This window comes from Desulfovibrio gilichinskyi (genome assembly GCF_900177375.1).
Classification (GTDB): Bacteria; Desulfobacterota; Desulfovibrionia; order Desulfovibrionales; family Desulfovibrionaceae; genus Maridesulfovibrio; species Maridesulfovibrio gilichinskyi.
Map to the genome: position 1 here is coordinate 355251 of NZ_FWZU01000005.1, position 15703 is coordinate 370953.

Annotated in this window: 14 protein-coding genes and 1 other RNA gene; 11 read left to right on the top strand and 4 right to left on the bottom strand. The window is 43.4% G+C overall.

What is annotated here, in order from left to right; all coding sequences use genetic code 11:
* Window positions 1–8: 8 nt before the first annotated feature.
* The 10 genes from glmU (at window position 9) to B9N78_RS15535 (ending at window position 9002) form a co-directional block, all read left to right on the top strand.
* Window positions 9–1394, top strand: a complete 1386-nt coding sequence (gene glmU, locus B9N78_RS15495; protein WP_085103911.1) for a bifunctional UDP-N-acetylglucosamine diphosphorylase/glucosamine-1-phosphate N-acetyltransferase GlmU — start codon at window positions 9–11, stop codon at window positions 1392–1394.
* Between the two features lie 31 nt (window positions 1395–1425).
* On the top strand, window positions 1426–1602 hold the full coding sequence (locus B9N78_RS18215; RefSeq protein WP_212637028.1) for a hypothetical protein: 177 nt from the start codon (window positions 1426–1428) through the stop codon (window positions 1600–1602).
* Between the two features lie 97 nt (window positions 1603–1699).
* On the top strand, window positions 1700–1948 hold the full coding sequence (locus B9N78_RS15500; protein ID WP_085104128.1) for a cell division protein ZapA: 249 nt from the start codon (window positions 1700–1702) through the stop codon (window positions 1946–1948).
* Between the two features lie 41 nt (window positions 1949–1989).
* Window positions 1990–2170: non-coding RNA, 6S RNA (ssrS, locus tag B9N78_RS15505), on the top strand.
* Window positions 2171–2361: 191 nt separating this feature from the next.
* A complete protein-coding gene (gene rny, locus B9N78_RS15510) occupies window positions 2362–3918 on the top strand; it encodes a ribonuclease Y (protein WP_085103913.1) in 1557 nt (518 codons plus the stop codon).
* 102 nt (window positions 3919–4020) lie between these two features.
* Window positions 4021–4812 carry a TIGR00282 family metallophosphoesterase gene (locus B9N78_RS15515; RefSeq protein WP_085103915.1) on the top strand — a complete coding sequence of 264 codons (792 nt, stop codon included), beginning with the start codon at window positions 4021–4023 and terminating at the stop codon, window positions 4810–4812.
* 65 nt (window positions 4813–4877) lie between these two features.
* Entirely contained in the window at window positions 4878–6146 is a 1269-nt protein-coding gene (gene tyrS / locus B9N78_RS15520; RefSeq protein WP_085103916.1) for a tyrosine--tRNA ligase, read from the top strand.
* 154 nt (window positions 6147–6300) lie between these two features.
* Entirely contained in the window at window positions 6301–6744 is a 444-nt protein-coding gene (locus B9N78_RS15525; RefSeq protein WP_085103918.1) for a DMT family transporter, read from the top strand.
* 101 nt (window positions 6745–6845) lie between these two features.
* Window positions 6846–7667, top strand: a complete 822-nt coding sequence (locus B9N78_RS15530; protein ID WP_085104130.1) for a 4-hydroxybenzoate octaprenyltransferase — start codon at window positions 6846–6848, stop codon at window positions 7665–7667.
* A gap of 15 nt (window positions 7668–7682) precedes the next feature.
* Window positions 7683–9002, top strand: coding sequence for a mechanosensitive ion channel family protein (locus B9N78_RS15535; protein WP_085103920.1), 1320 nt, complete (start codon window positions 7683–7685; stop codon window positions 9000–9002).
* Window positions 9003–9103: 101 nt separating this feature from the next.
* Here the strand turns inward: B9N78_RS15535 and B9N78_RS15540 are convergent, their stop codons facing one another.
* The 3 genes from B9N78_RS15540 to B9N78_RS15550 form a co-directional block, all read right to left on the bottom strand.
* Window positions 9104–10423, bottom strand: coding sequence for a histone deacetylase family protein (locus tag B9N78_RS15540; protein WP_085103922.1), 1320 nt, complete (start codon window positions 10421–10423; stop codon window positions 9104–9106).
* 12 nt (window positions 10424–10435) lie between these two features.
* Window positions 10436–12100 carry a hydantoinase/oxoprolinase family protein gene (locus tag B9N78_RS15545; RefSeq protein WP_085103924.1) on the bottom strand — a complete coding sequence of 555 codons (1665 nt, stop codon included), beginning with the start codon at window positions 12098–12100 and terminating at the stop codon, window positions 10436–10438.
* Window positions 12101–12312: 212 nt separating this feature from the next.
* Window positions 12313–13860, bottom strand: a complete 1548-nt coding sequence (locus B9N78_RS15550) for a sigma-54-dependent Fis family transcriptional regulator (RefSeq protein WP_085103926.1) — start codon at window positions 13858–13860, stop codon at window positions 12313–12315.
* A gap of 322 nt (window positions 13861–14182) precedes the next feature.
* Between B9N78_RS15550 and B9N78_RS15555 the strand changes: the two genes are divergently transcribed.
* Window positions 14183–14416 carry a hypothetical protein gene (locus tag B9N78_RS15555; RefSeq protein ID WP_085103928.1) on the top strand — a complete coding sequence of 78 codons (234 nt, stop codon included), beginning with the start codon at window positions 14183–14185 and terminating at the stop codon, window positions 14414–14416.
* Window positions 14417–14599: 183 nt separating this feature from the next.
* Here B9N78_RS15555 and B9N78_RS15560 read toward each other — a convergent pair whose 3' ends face one another.
* Window positions 14600–15481, bottom strand: coding sequence for a metal ABC transporter solute-binding protein, Zn/Mn family (locus B9N78_RS15560; RefSeq protein ID WP_085103929.1), 882 nt, complete (start codon window positions 15479–15481; stop codon window positions 14600–14602).
* Window positions 15482–15703: the final 222 nt, after the last annotated feature.

Sequence of the window (15703 nt, forward strand, 5' to 3'; positions counted from 1 at the left end):
GAGAGATTATGATACACGATTTATTTGCTTGTGCCTTAGTCCTTGCAGGAGGAAAAGGAACACGTATGCATTCTGAAAAGCCTAAAGTTCTTAAGACTCTTTTGGGCGAATCAATGCTATATTATGTTTACAACGCTTTGCGCCCATCCATCGGTGATGAAATATTTACAATAGTTGGTTTCGGCTCTGAGTATGTTGAAGATTCTTTTCCTCAAATGAAGGATCGGTTTGTTCTTCAAAAGGAGCAGCTTGGAACAGGGCATGCCTTGCAGCAAGGCTGGGACCGGATTAAAAGTTCCGGTTACGAGTATTGTCTGGTTGTAAACGGGGATACTCCGCTTATCAGTGCTAAGGCTGTCAGTAATTTTCTTGAAGCAGTTAAAGAAGACGGTGCGGACTTGTCATTTGTTACAATCACCCCTCACGAACCTAACCAGTTCGGACGGGTCATTCGTAATAAAGCCGGTCAGGTTACGGCAATTGTAGAAGCCAAAGATTATGACGAGTCCATTTACGGAGTTGCCAGCGGTGAAGTGAATGCCGGAATTTACTGCCTTAAAATTTCTGCGATTGAAGAATTGGTGTTCAAGCTTACCAATGAAAACAAAAGCGGTGAGTATTATATTACTGATTTAGTTGATCTCGCGGTTGAACGCGGGATGGCTGTTACTGCCGTCGGTTGTGGAGATTCTACTAAACTTATGGGCATCAATAGTCCGTATGAGCTTGCAAAGGCAGAATCAACTCTTAGACTGAGAATTGCAGAAAAATGGTTGCGCTCCGGAGTAATACTTCATAATTGGGAGTCAGTAGTGATCGGCCCACGCGTAACCATCAAGCCGGGAGTGGAAATAACCGGCCCGTGCGAGCTTTACGGTGAAACTTCAATTGCATCCGGCGCAGTAATTAAATCTCATGTTGTAATAACTGATAGCAGTATTGATGAGAATGCAGAAATTAAGGCGTACAGCCATCTTGAAGATGCGAAAGTCGGACCTCAGTGTTCTGTCGGTCCATATGGACGTCTTCGTCCAGGGGCTGTACTTGAAGAAGGATCAAAGATAGGTAATTTTGTTGAGGTGAAAAAGGCTATCCTTGGAAAAGGAGCAAAAGCCAGTCATCTTACCTACCTCGGAGACAGTGAAATCGGGGCAGGAACAAATATCGGTGCAGGGACGATTACCTGCAATTACGACGGAAAAAATAAGTTTAAAACAATTATCGGTGAAAATGCTTTTATCGGCAGCAACACAGCTCTAGTGGCTCCTGTTACTGTCGGGAACGGTGTGCTTATAGCAGCCGGATCAACTATTACTAAAAATGTGAATGACGGTGATTTAGCTGTTGCTAGATCAAGACAGGTCAACATTTCCCGGACTTCTCAGAAGTCTTGATTTTGTAAAGATAAGGTATTAGGTTAGAAGAATGGAAATAATCGCTCAATTGGAAGAACGTTTCGATAAAATGCTGCAGAAGATTAAACAACTGGAAGAGGAAAATGCATTTCTTCTTGAAGAACTCGAGCAAGAGAAACAACGTAAGGACGAAGTCCGTAGTCGTATCGAGTCTCTTCTGAATAAAGTTGAAGGAAATCTTGAATAGGAATTTTTATCTTTATGTTCGGGATTTAGCCTTTTTTATGGTGTAAGCTCGAATGGATGATAATAAAATTCTAGAGGATGATGGTAGTTATACAAATATGCCTCGTTACACTATACCGGTTCTCGGCCTTGAAATATCGTTCAAGACTGATGCGGACAAAATAAGAATAGAAGCCGCAAAGGATGTGCTTGAAGACCGGTTCGGTGAACTTACTCGAGGCGGAAAGGATGTGAGCAGGGAAAAGTTGCTGACTTGTTTAGCCCTGAGCCTTGCTGATGACTATCTTGAAAACAGCCGCAAGCTAGAAATGATGGAAGAGAAGATAAACGCGCTATTAGAGAAGTGATTTGTAGTCGTTAAGATGATTACAATTTAGGATATAGATATATTTCCCTGGGGAGTTCGTGATTGCCCTATAGATTCTGAACCAATATATTGAAAAAGGGAGCAAGTATCATCGGAGTGGTGTGCATGCCCGGTTTACCGGGAAGCCTGAAATTCCGAGTACAGCGCCCACCTGTTAGACTCGGTTCTAACTTCTACGGCAACACGGCGCTCCGGGGTCCCTAACAGGATTTCCAGAATTTATGACAATTAAAGGGATATTAGTTGTCATAAAGCTGTTTAGTCCGCTACTCCTCTGCTAACAGCCTCCGTCTCTTTTCTATTCTCCATGGAAGATTGTTACCTCTGATCGTTTGTTGATCGGTAGTGAAAAATCAGGTCTTAGAGGGCCTGTCAACATAAAAGGAGAATGGCATGGTTGGGGATTTCTTTCTAATATTATTGGGAATGGCCCTGGGTGCCGCAGGCGGATATGCCCTGCACCGATATGTGAATTCTAAGCGTATAGCAGATTCACAAGGGTTAGCTGACAGGATTGTGCAGGAGGCTCGTAAAGAAGCCGAAGCCATGAAAAAAGAACTCAGACTCCAAGCTCAAGCTGAAGTATATACTCTCAAAAAAGAGCAGGAAAATGAGTTTAAAGAAATTGAACGCGGCCTGAAAAAACAGGAAGAGCGTCTTCAGGAAAAAGAAGAGCGTCTTGAGAAAAAGCTTGAAACTGTAGCAGCAAAAGAGTCTGAAGTACTGGCTCTTGAAAAGCGCATGATCAAGCAGGAAAAGAAACTCGAAGAACTTCGTGAAGGCCTTGAAAGAAGAAAAGATGAGCACGAGCGCAAATTGCAGGAAGTTTCAGGGCTGACTGTTGAAGAAGCTCGCGAAAAGCTCATGACGGAAATAGAAAGCCGGACTCGCCACGAAGCCGGGAAAATGGTTCGTGCGATTGAAATGGAAGCAAAGGAAGAAGGCAGCCGCAAAGCTCGTAAGATTCTTGCTCTTGCTATTCAGCGTTACTCCGGTGACTACATTAATGAACAGACAGTCACAGCTGTCGGTTTGCCTTCAGAAGACATGAAAGGACGTATTATCGGGCGTGAAGGTAGAAATATCAGAGCTCTCGAAGCCGCGACAGGAGTTGATCTTATTATTGATGATACTCCTGAAACCGTTGTCCTTTCCGCATACAGCCCGCTTCGCCGTGAAATAGCAAAACAGGCTCTTGAAAGACTTATTCATGACGGTCGTATCCACCCTGCCCGCATCGAAGATGTTGTTGCTAAAGTTGAGCAGGAAATGGATGTTAAGCTTCGGGAAATCGGTGAACAGGCTACATTTGATGTAGGTGTTCACGGTATTCATCCTGAGATTGTAAAACTTCTCGGACAGTTGCAGTACAGAACCAGTTATTCTCAGAATGTACTTCAGCATTCACTCGAAGTTGCGTTTCTTTGCGGCATTATGGCTGCGGAACTCGGAATGGATGAGAAGATTGCTAAACGTGCAGGTCTGCTTCATGATATCGGTAAAGCTGTTGACCATGAAATCGAAGGTCCTCATGCTGTAATCGGTGCTGATCTTGCTAAAAAACATGGTGAATCCAAAGAGATTATCCATGCGATTCAGGCTCATCATGAAGATATTCCTCCTCAGTCAATTCTGGCAACACTAGTTCAAGCTGCAGACAGCCTTTCCGGAGCACGTCCCGGAGCAAGAAAAGAACTTCTCGAAAACTACGTTAAGCGTCTTGAAGAACTTGAAAATGTTGCTACCGGATTTGAAGGTGTATCAAAAGCATACGCAATTCAGGCCGGTCGCGAGATCAGAGTTATGGTCGATGCTGAAAAAGTTACCGATGATAACACTCATATGCTCTGTAAAGACATTGCTACTAAGATTGAAAACAATATGACCTATCCAGGTCAGATTCGAGTAACCGTTATACGCGAACGTCGTTCCGTAGGTTATGCTAAATAGATGAGTTTTATAGCGGCCCGGAGGGTCTGTCCCTTCGGGCCGACCTTCCATCCGCTTCTTTATTTCCTCTACAAATTTCAGATCAGCCGCTAGGTGAGCACAGTGCGGATTCTTTTTCTCGGTGACATATTCGGCAGACCCGGACGCAAGGGTATTGCACTAAAACTGACTGACCTCCGAAAGAAGCTCAGTCTTGATCTTATTGTGGCCAACGGAGAAAACGCTTCATCCGGGGTAGGTCTTTCTCTTAAAAATGCTAAAGAGCTTCTCGAGTGCGGGATTGATGTTTTAACATCCGGAAATCATATCTGGAAATTCCAGAATTTATACTCGTATCTTAATTCCTGCGATAGAATCGTCAGGCCTGCCAATGTTGCTGAAGGTGCTCCCGGGAGAGGCTGGACTTCTTTTCGAATACGGGAAGGGTTATCGATAGCTGTTGTGAATCTTCAAGGTAGAACTTTTATGAGCGCGTGCGAATGTCCGTTTCGCTGTGCTGACAAAGTGCTTGAAGAGATCCCGCCTGAGATAAAGATAATTTTAGTAGATTTTCATGCTGAAGCAACGTCTGAAAAGCAGTGTCTCAGCAGGTATCTGGATGGTCGTGTTTCGGCTGTTTTCGGAACGCATACTCATGTTCAGACCAATGATGCGAAAATACTTGAAAACGGGTGCGGGTATATCACGGACGCAGGGATGTGCGGTCCTGTTGATTCGTGCCTTGGACTTGCCGCCGGACCAGTGATCAAACGATTTGTGACAGGATTACCCCAGAAATGGCGTGTTGCCGGTGGCCCTGTTGAACTGCAAGGCGTTTTACTTGAGGTTGATGAGGTAACTGGAAAAACTGTTTCCATTGACGCTTGGAAGACAGATCAGATTATCGGATGCTGAAAATTAATATGTTTAAATTTGCTTTTTTATAGGGCAATCACGATAAATTCAATAAAGAGGTTAACATGAATATTTATGACGAACTTAAGTGGCGCGGTTTGATTCATCAGGTTTCTGACGAAGAAAAGGTACGCGAATATTTGTCTACTCCCGGCAGGAGCATGTATTGCGGCTTTGACCCGACTGCGGACAGTCTGCACATTGGTAATCTGGTCCCTCTTCTTTGCCTTGTGCGGATGAAAAGAGCCGGACATAATCCGTTGTTTCTCCTTGGAGGGGCAACCGGACGAATCGGCGATCCAAGCGGGAAGGATAAAGAACGTGAGTTTTTGAGTATTGATAAGATTGAAGCTCAGGCTGCAAATATCAAAGCTCAGATTGAAGCTTTTTGTGAGCGCAATACAGGTTCTAAGGCAGAAGTCGTTAATAACTATGACTGGACAAAAGGTATTTCCTTTCTTGAAATGCTCCGTGATGTAGGTAAGCATTTCACTGTAAACTGGATGCTTGCCAAAGAATCTGTTAAAGGCCGTTTCGGACGCGAAGATGTAGGTATTTCTTATACAGAATTCAGTTACATGCTTCTTCAAGGATTCGATTTTTATCATCTCTTCAATGAAAAAGGATGTCAGTTGCAGATTGGCGGCGGCGATCAATGGGGCAATATTACTGCCGGTTGTGAGCTTATTCGCCGTAAGGCAGCAGGCGAAGGTTTTGCGCTAACCTTTCCGCTCATTACTACTGCTTCCGGTAAGAAATTCGGTAAAAGTGAAAAGGGCGCAATTTTCCTTAATGCTCAAATGACATCTCCTTATGCTTTCTATCAATTCTGGATCAATACTGATGACAGGGACGTCATTAACTTCCTTAAGTTTTTCACCTTCTTGACTGAAGAAGAAATTGCAGAGCTTGAAAAAAGCCACGCGGAAGCTCCTCATATGCGTATTGCCCATAAGCGTCTTGCTGAAGAAACAACCATTATGATTCACGGCAAGGAAGAACTTGAAAAAGTTCAGGCTGCAACGGTTGCTCTATTCGGCGGCGGGGACGTAAAATCTGTAGATTCCGCAACACTTCGTGAAGCTATGGAAGCGGCTCCTGGAATAGAATATACAGCTGATGCTATTCCTGATATCCCGCAGATTCTTATTGATCTAGGACTTGCAAAATCAAAAGGTCAAGCCCGCAAAGATATCACTGCCGGCGGCCTTTATATAAATAACGAGCGTGTCAGTGATCCTGAATATGTTCCGGCTGAAGCTGATTTTATCGGCGGAGAAGTTCTGCTTATCCGTAAAGGAAAGAAAAGTTACGGCCTTGTAACCCGCAAATAGTTTTTGTATTATGTTTTTTATCGCGACCCGCTTAAGCAAAGAGCTTTTCCGGGTCGCAATTTTTTAAGCGATACCGACTTTTCTTTGCAACCAAGGTTAAGCGGGGTACTCTTCCGTATTGTTACTTTACAGTTTCTTGAAAACAGGGGGTAATATGCGACTGATCTTTATCGCTTTCGCGGTTATTTTCGGAGCCTTGGCACCGACTCAGGCCGGGGTGAACATGAAATTGCGAAATTTTGTGGGTGACCCCATACTGGCGGCAACTGTTTCCTTTGCTGTCGGTACGGTTGCTTTGATCGCCTATGCCTACTTTACCAAAATTTCTGTTCCGGCAATCGGTGCAACTTTGAAAGGTCCTTGGTGGATGTGGACCGGTGGATTCATGGGTGCCTTTTTTGTAGCTTCTGCTGTGATCATTGCGCCTGTTCTCGGTGCGGGAACAATGATGTGCTGGATGATTGCAGGGCAGATGGGAGCCTCAATTATTCTGGATCACTTCGGCCTCATAGGGTACGCCGTACGGGAGGCTTCTCCGATGAGAATCCTCGGTGTTCTGTTTGTTGTTGCCGGTGCTGTAATTATTGAAAAATTTTGATTAAATTAAATTGTGGCTGGATTGATAAGGAGTATGTTTTGACTGATTTATTGCGTAATAAATTAAGAATTCTATGGACTGATACAGCTATTGTCTGCCGGATGATTAAAATTGAACATTCAATTTTTGCTCTGCCGTTTGCCTACATGGGGCTTTTCCTTGCAGCTGATGGATGGCCTGGGGTTAAACCCTTTTTACTGCTGACAATTGCAATGATCGCGGTAAGATCCTTTGCTATGGCCTTTAACAGGCTTGTTGATATTAATATTGACAGTGAAAATCCCAGAACACGTACCCGTCCATTAGTTACGGGAGAATTGTCATCTGTTTTCACCCTATTTTTTATTTTAATCTGCGGAGTTATTTTTGTAGTTGCCTGTAAAAACATGAATGAGCTTTGCTACAAATTGTCCTACTTCGCTCTTGCATGGTCAGCATTTTATTCCATTACCAAGCGTTTTACAAAGTTGTGCCATTTTGTACTCGGATCAGTTCTCGGCCTTGCTCCTCTTGCAGGTTGGCTCTGTGTTGATCCTCATTTTACCTTACCTGCCGTACTTTTTTTCACAGGAGTCCTTTTCTGGGTTGCAGGATTCGATATCCTTTACGCAACGCAAGATAGAAAATTTGACAGAGGTCGGGGACTTTTTTCCATTCCAGCCTGTCTCGGACTTCAGAGCTCTCTTACTATTTCCACATTCTGCCATGTAAACACAGTAATTTTCTTTTTACTGGCCGGACTTTCAGCCGGACTTGGATGGATATATTTCACAACCACTGCTATTGTTGGCGGGATTATGATTTTTGAGCATCAAGTCATCTCTGCCGAAGACATGAGCCGTGTGAATATGGCGTTTTTTTCTCTGAACGGTGTGATCTCAGTTGTTCTATTCATCGGCACTTTACTGGATATTCTCTGCTAAATTAGGGGATTTTTTATGGATATATCAATTATTGAGGAATTTTTACGAAACGACCTTATTAAATGGCTTCATGATTTTCAACGATCTATAATTGATGGTTTTTTCTCATGGCATGGAGCCGCTGAGGTCGCTCTTGTTCCTTTGATTTTTTTTCTAGGAAAATATTTTCATAAAAAAGTTACTCCTAAAATCGAAGAGTCGCTAAAAGGAAAACTGCCGAAAATCGTGCGTGAGAGTCTTTTTGTAAAGACAATTCTCCGGGAAGTAGGGCTGATTTTAAGTGTTCTTCTTTTCAAATTGTCGGTTTTTATTTTGTCGGCTCATCATTACAAGCCGAGCTTACTTGTTATTGCCGGTTCACTTACTGCTGCATGGGTAATTATTAAAATTGCTTCCAGCCTGGTTATGAACACGTTTTGGGCCAGAGTTATTTCAACAACAGCCTGGGTCATGGCGGCTCTTAATGTTTTCGGATTACTTGGAAAAACCGTAGCTTTTCTTGATACTGTAGGATTTGTCTATAATGATAAAAACCTCTCGATCATAGTCCTTTTCAAAGGGGCCATCCTCCTTTTAGCGCTGGTTCAAGTCGCTACTTTCTCAAATAAAATTGCTCAGGACAGGATAGCAAAGTCCCGGTCACTTTCTCCTTCATTGCAAGTTCTTCTTTCTAAGGCATGCAAACTCGGACTCATGGCTTTAGCTATATATTTGGGACTGAAAGGAATCGGGGTCGACTTTACCGGCCTGACAGTCTTCTCCGGAGCCGTCGGTGTCGGCGTCGGTTTCGGTTTGCAGAAAGTTATATCCAATCTTGTCTGCGGAGTTATTTTGCTTCTTGAGCGATCTATTAAACCCGGCGATATTATAGAAGTCGGAAACGCACGCGGTAAGATTAAATCTCTCAATGCCCGTTTTATAGCAATGGAGACATTTGATAAGAAAGAGTACTTGATTCCCAACGATTCACTAATCACAGGGCAGGTTATAAACTGGACCTACGGTGATAGTACCGTAAGGCTTAGAATCCCTTTCGGCGTCGCTTATTCCTCTGATGTTCGCGAGGCCATTAAAGTAAGCGAAGCCGCAGCCCTGACGGTAACAGGAGTGCTTAAAAATCCTGCACCGGCATGCCGTATGACCGGATTCGGCGCAAGTTCCGTTGATTTTGAATTAAGAATCTGGATCGGAGACCCTGAAAAAGGAACTGGAAGGGTAAAATCCGATACATTGCTTGCGATCTGGGACGCATTCAAAGAAAAAGGAATTGAATTCCCATTTCCCCAGCAGGATATTTTTATCAAAAACCTTCCAGCGAAGCCGGAAGAAAGTTAAAATTTATTTTCACGATGCAAACAAAAAGCCCGCAACTTATTTAATTGCGGGCTTTTTGCTTTTTTGTAGGCGCATTATCCTAATGGTCATTTCTTACGCTTTCAGAAACCGTAGCGCAGGTATTCTTTTTCTCTGCGGTTGATCATCTGTATGTAGCGGTATTTGCTTTTTACCTGGGCCTCTTCCATTATCGAATAGCCAAGGTTCCGGCACTTCTCACAAGCCCCTATGGGGATCTCAATCCCAAACCCGATAGGGCCGTTTTCCTTTTGAGTTTCCACTTTGAGCAACCCGCGGCAATGGTCACATAAAAATAGAGATTCCGTTTGTGACTCTGTAAAGCCTTCTGTGTCATAGAAAATATTGCGATGACGTACTGACCAGTCGCCTTTTATGATTCCTTCGCTGCTCTGCGCCGGAGGGTTGAAATAAACCTCAGGGATAGTATCGCAAAGCATTTGAATATAGTTCAGAACATCAGCTGATTCTTTGAGCGATTCAGGATTCCATGCCGGTTCGCGCACATGGGAGTAATCAACTCCTGCCATAGCAAGGCTGATACCCAAATTTACATACGGTAATGCTCCTTGAATGGCGTATCCGCCTTCAAGTACCGCAATGTCCGGTTTTAGCATAGTGTTGAGCGCAGCGTACCCCTGCGCTGAAAAATTCATATTGGTAATAGGGTCAGTAAAATGGTTATCCTGCCCTGCGGAGTTAATGATCAGATCCGGTTTGAAGTCAGCCAGTAAGGGCATAACTATCTGTTCCATGACCATCATGAACCCTGCGTCTGAAGTTCCGGGAGGAAGTGGAATATTGACAGTCCGTCCCAGCGCTTTCGGTCCACCGGCATCTTTCGGAAATCCTGTACCGGGGTAAAGGGTTCGTCCATCCTGATGCATGGAAATGAAAAGAGTATCGGGATCGTGCCAGTACACATCCTGCGTGCCGTCGCCGTGATGGCAATCCGTATCAACAATGGCTATGCGTTTTTGTCCGTATTTTTCACGGATGTGCTCGCACATGATGGCTTCGACGTTGATTGTGCAGAACCCGCGTGATCCTTGTACCGTCTTCATTGCATGATGCCCCGGAGGGCGCACCAAGGCAAAGGCGCGGTCTCTTTCCCCCTGCATTATCAGTTCTGCTGCTTTAATGGCTCCGCCTGCTGAAATATAATGAGAACGTGTCGCTATTGCTTCCGCTTCCGGAAAGCAGAAATGGACTCTTTCGATATCTTCTGTCTTTGCCACTTCGGGCTTGTATTCGCGTATTCCTTCAATATCAAAAAGACCTTCTTCACGCAGTTGGTCCTGAGTGTATAAAAGGCGTTCTTCCCTTTCCGGGTGAGTCGGCGAGATAGCCCAGTCAAATGCAGGGAAAAATATAATTCCCAGACTGTTTTCAGCCTTGAGCATAAAAACTCCGTTTTATGAATATGTCCGGATTACGCCGGGTTTGATCTGGCATTTAACCCTGATGTTTCTGCCCACAGTGGTATAGCCGTCAACCATGTTGAAAGAAGAAGACGAGGTTATGTGCGCATTGTTTCCGTCTGAAGCAACACTCATGTCGCCAAGGTGAGCCAGCAGATGGTTCATAGCGTCTCTTTCTGCATCCTCAAGTTTGTAATTGCGTGGAACGTTTTCCCTGTACCCGAGGGAGGGGATGAACATAACGCCGCGTTCGGTGTCGGCAAAGAGTTCTATTTCAGTCGTTGTTCTGGTTAAAGCCGCGCCGATTGCATTGGCTACATCGTAGTTTTCAGGCACTTCCGTCGCAAGTTTGAATTTGCGGAAGATGTCCATTTTCATGGCTTTAGCCGGGCCGCCCATCATGTAAATTTTACGTGGAATGATGCGCCTGTTTTCGAGCAGTTCATGGATGGTATAAACCGGTTGCTGATTAATTTCTTCCACAAGTTTGCGCGTCGCATCATGAATTTTATCAATAGCGTTTTCGATAGCTCTGTCTGCCAGTTCGTCTGCTTCCATTTTGTTTTGAGCGGCAAAAGCGGCAAATTCGGCTTTTGATTTATCTATATTTCCGCAGTCGCAGGAATCTTTCCAGATAAGAGCATCCGTGAGAGTAGGAATTTTCCCTCCGAAAGCAATTGAAGGGCCGAGTCTTGTCGGACCGACTTTGACGGATCCTTCAAGGATGGAAATGGCAGAGTCGCCTCCGACTCCTATGGAATGAACTTTCAGCGCACGTACAAGTGTCGGATGAGAACCTATGTTTATTCCTTCCTGCTCAATAAGAGGTGTCCCGTCGACAAAAATAGCAATGTCAGTGGTCGTTCCGCCGATGTCGTAGATGATGGAGTCATGAGTGATTTTGCAGAGAGCTATAATGCCCATAACACTGGCAGCCGGACCTGAAAAAATAGATTGAACAGGAACTTTTCTTGATAAAGGCAGCGGCATGGTTCCGCCGTCTGCTTTAAGGATGTTAACCTTTATATGGCTCAGTCCCATTTCATCAAGTGTGCGGGAAATAGCATCAGCAAAGTTATTGAAAATACGCCAGACCGCGCAATTGTAGAAGGCTGTTGCAATGCGTCTCGGGAAATTTAAACGCCCCGTAATCTGGTGCCCGAGTGTGGTAAAATCTGCATTGTCGCCAATGGCCAGCTCGATTTCTTTTTCGTGCGCGGGATTACGCGGAGAAAATTTTGTAACAGCTGCGTAAACCTTAACACCTGATTTGCGGCAGGATGAAATAGCCTCTTCCAGAGCAAGGTTGTCCAGTTGCTTTGTTTCAGATCCGCGGTGATCTAAAGATCCCGGGATCACATGAAAGTCCTTGCAGATCATAAAAGAATGCGGGTCTAGTCCGGGACCTGCGGAAATAATCATTCCGACGTCCTCAAACTTTCCTTCAACAATGGAATTTGTTGAGAGCGTGGTACTGAGGTTGAGCTGTTTTATACGCGCAGGGTCGGTCTTGCTTACAATTGTTCCAAGCGCACTTCTGATGGATGATAGAAGATCATCATGATTAGTTGCAACTTTGACCTGAGCTTCTATCCGGTCCGGCCCGATAGCAACCGCATCAGTATGTGTACCGCCTACGTCTATTCCAAGAAGGAGCATCTGATAAATCCTTGAAGTGGGAATTCACCCATCATTAATTATGAGAAGTTTAAAACCTTTTATTACAATAGTTTTAACCCTGCATCTTAGCGTTTTTTAACTGCTAAAATGTTAGAGTTAAAGGAATCTTAAGCAGTTTATGAATAACACCCCTCTGACTGACACGTCCAGATGTTTTACTGTAAGCGGTATGAACCGCCACGTAAGCGGTGTTAATCCACTCCTTTAGTAATGCCGAGCTTTTTCATACGCGAGTCAAACGTGGAGCGATTTATTCCTGCTGCCCGTGCCGCCTGACTGACGTTCCATTTATGCTTTTCTAAAAGCATCATAACATAACTGGATTCCAGTTCAGACCACGTCATTGACGCAATATTAAATGTTGAGCTTGCTTCATCCGCAAACTTCTGTGGTGAGTCCGTTCCTTGTCTCGTAATGATTGTCTCAGCTTTGATTACTGGACTTGCTATGTGTGCAGGTAGTTCTGATAATTGAATAGTATCACCCGGAACCATGGCTTGGAATTGCTTAATCGTGTTTTCAAGTTCTCGAATATTGCCTGGCCATTTATGTGTCTTCATTGCAGACATTGCTTCCGGAGTCAGCTTTTTGGGCAGCATATGGTTGCTTGATGCTTCTCTGGTTAAGAAATATTCGGTCAGCAGCGGGATGTCTTCTTTTCTTTCGTGCAGGCTGGGCAGTTTAAGCGGTAAAACATTCAATCTGTAATAAAGGTCTTCTCTGAATCGTCCGGAGCGGACTTCTTCTTCTAATTTACGGTTGGTTGCTGAAATTATACGGATATTTATTTTACGGGTGTGAGTTCCTCCGAGCGGCTTAATTTCATTTTCTTGCAGCACTCTAAGAAGTTTAGCCTGAAGGTTGATATCCATATCTCCTATTTCGTCGAGAAAAACAGTGCCACCGTCAGCTGCCTCGAAAAGGCCTAATTTATTTGCTGATGCCCCAGTGAAAGCTCCTTTTACATATCCGAATAATTCACTTTCAAGAAGGTTTTCCGGTATTGCGCTACAGTTCTGAGTTAAAAAAGGCTTGGTAGCGCGATCGCTCTGAACATGGATTTCTTCCGCGAACAGCTCTTTACCGGTCCCAGATTCTCCGGAAATAAGAACAGGATAATTTGTTGCCGCATAATTTTTAACAAGTTTAAGTGCTTTGCTGACAGACGCGCTCTTTCCGATAATTGAGTTTTTGCCGCGCAAACTGCTCAAAGTCTGGCTTAACTGGGCGTATTTATACTGCTGTTTTTGAAATTCTAAAGAGTTGCCTAAAGCTATAGAGCCGATGTCCACCATTTCCTGAAGCATTGTGAGATATTCAGGATTTAGATTCAGATGGTCCCCGTCAGTGCTTGTATCAATAACCTGAACCGCTCCGTAAACATCTTTACCTTTAAGCAGGAGCGGAAAACATAGGATATGCTTACTTTTTATTTCAAAGTTTTGTTCAATTCTGCTGAAATGTCTGTCATCTGCTCCAGCTTCAGCAATGGTCATTTTCCCATTCTGTATGACCCATCCCACAATACTTTTTTCATTTGGTGAAAGCTTGACGCCTTTTAATGCTTCACTTTGATGCCCTAATGATTCGACGCATTCATACATGTTGTTGCGCTCAATCCAAAGTGACCCTCTTTCTACGTTTTGCAACTTTAAAAGCAGGTTTAAAATTGTTTTCTGTAATTTTTTAGGGTCTAATTCCCGCGATAATGCTTTATAATCGTCAATTGAGATTGTCATATATATTTTTTATTTCACTAAGTTTTATTGTGTTATTTTGAGTTTTTTATGATATATAGTAATATTTATGAATAATCAACTTGTGAATGATGATGGGGGAATTTGATTTTAAAATTATGAATGGCGACCTGTCGGGCATAACAGAGATTTTAGCCATAAAAACTGTTTTTGGCACGGATGGTGCTTTATGAAGATCAGCTTGTTAGTCAAGTATGGACCGGGGGACCCACTCCACCTCCCCGACCCCTTCGGGTTCTCCGGTTCACAACTTTCTTAAAACATTCCGGTTTATTATCTATACATAAGATGGAGTGATCTTTTCATGAGTAATATTGATAGTCTGCTTTCAGTGCACAGACAAGATATGGAAATGTTACGAGGTGAATCTCGTCAGGCCAGATCTCTCAGATCAAAAGAATATCGCGAAATGAATAAAGAGTTTAATGCTCTTCGCTCAAAGCTTTCAGCAGAATTGCCTCATTATGTTAAGGTCTCGTCTTTACTGCGCGGACCATTTGCTTTTATGCTGACTCTTCTAGCTATACTCAGCTGTTAGATACAGCGAAACATTCTCTCCTGAAGATGTTTTAAGTTTTTTTACGAATAATTTTGTATTTAAAGTTCGAACCGGAATTAATCTATGTTAATCCGGTTCGGACTTTTTTTTTGAGCAAGTTTGTTTTTGCATTTGCTTGTCTGTATTAATGTCTCATCACAACTTTTCCCTTTTTCTTCCTGACTACCGGGAGTTTCCAAGAAAAGATTTAGCTGCTTCTCTTAAGTTTTCATCCCAATTGGCCGCTAGAGGGTCTGCTATCAGTATCTTTGCTCCTATTGAAGAGGCTATTGCCTGTGCACTCTTTTTAGAGAACTGCGGCTGGATGAATATGGCAGAAACTGAATTATTGCGCGCAAAATCGATTATCTGGGCCATTTCTTTAGGGCTGGGTTCCTTTCCTTCTAATTCAATCGGAATCTGTTTTAAGCCGTAGGTTCTGGCAAAATATCCCCACGACGGGTGGTATACCATAAAGCTTTGCGGTTTTGAGGAGTTTTTGAATATGTTAATCAGTTCATGGTCCAGATCATCAATTTCCGCAGCAAATTTATAATAATTTTTCCTGTAAATATCTTCGTGCTGAGGGTCGGCCGCTATCAGTGAATCTCTGATTTGAAGGGACATGATTCTTACAAGAGGCGGAGCCAGCCAGATGTGCGGATCTGCGATATAATTATCACTATGGTCGTGATGTTCTTCTCCTTCATGAATATGCTCCTGCATAGGCTGTCTGACGACAGATTCGTCTAAGTGAACAATCTCTAAATTTGTGTTTGCGGATTTAAATCTCGGCAGCCATGCCTGCTCAAACGGGACTCCTATGGCGAAATAAATAGCTGAATTGCTAAGTTGGGTCATCTGTTTGGGCTGCGGTTCGTATACCGCCGGACTACTGCCCGGTCTGACCATAACATTCACATCTACTAAGTCTCCTCCTATCTTTTTGACAAAGAACTCCTGCGGAACAATAGAAACAGTAACCTGTAACGGGGCTGCGTCTGCAACTGTTGAAACAAGTAAAAGTAAAATAGCAAATATGAATTTAAATTTGCGCGTGGACATAAGTCTCTCCATTTAAAAATAGAAATTTAAAGTTTCGGTATAATTGCAACCATGTGGTTTGATGTCATTCCTTATAATCGATGCGGGGTTATAATGACACTTTTCCCATCCGGCGTGTATAAAATAATTCTGATTGTTTTTATAGCAATAGGTGTAATTATAATGGTGTAATTTTATAAGAATATTGTGTTTTGCTTTATTGGTGGAATATTATCGGCATTT

Coding starts and splice junctions, on each gene's coding strand:
- B9N78_RS15500 (WP_085104128.1), top strand. CDS start 1,700: ATGCCTCGTTACACTATACCGGTTCTCGGCCTTGAAATATCGTTCAAG.
- B9N78_RS15525 (WP_085103918.1), top strand. CDS start 6,301: ATGCGACTGATCTTTATCGCTTTCGCGGTTATTTTCGGAGCCTTGGCA.
- B9N78_RS18215 (WP_212637028.1), top strand. CDS start 1,426: ATGGAAATAATCGCTCAATTGGAAGAACGTTTCGATAAAATGCTGCAG.
- B9N78_RS15560 (WP_085103929.1), bottom strand. CDS start 15,481: ATGTCCACGCGCAAATTTAAATTCATATTTGCTATTTTACTTTTACTT.
- rny (WP_085103913.1), top strand. CDS start 2,362: ATGGTTGGGGATTTCTTTCTAATATTATTGGGAATGGCCCTGGGTGCC.
- B9N78_RS15530 (WP_085104130.1), top strand. CDS start 6,846: ATGATTAAAATTGAACATTCAATTTTTGCTCTGCCGTTTGCCTACATG.
- B9N78_RS15555 (WP_085103928.1), top strand. CDS start 14,183: ATGAGTAATATTGATAGTCTGCTTTCAGTGCACAGACAAGATATGGAA.
- tyrS (WP_085103916.1), top strand. CDS start 4,878: ATGAATATTTATGACGAACTTAAGTGGCGCGGTTTGATTCATCAGGTT.
- B9N78_RS15540 (WP_085103922.1), bottom strand. CDS start 10,423: ATGCTCAAGGCTGAAAACAGTCTGGGAATTATATTTTTCCCTGCATTT.
- B9N78_RS15535 (WP_085103920.1), top strand. CDS start 7,683: ATGGATATATCAATTATTGAGGAATTTTTACGAAACGACCTTATTAAA.
- glmU (WP_085103911.1), top strand. CDS start 9: ATGATACACGATTTATTTGCTTGTGCCTTAGTCCTTGCAGGAGGAAAA.
- B9N78_RS15550 (WP_085103926.1), bottom strand. CDS start 13,860: ATGACAATCTCAATTGACGATTATAAAGCATTATCGCGGGAATTAGAC.
- B9N78_RS15545 (WP_085103924.1), bottom strand. CDS start 12,100: ATGCTCCTTCTTGGAATAGACGTAGGCGGTACACATACTGATGCGGTT.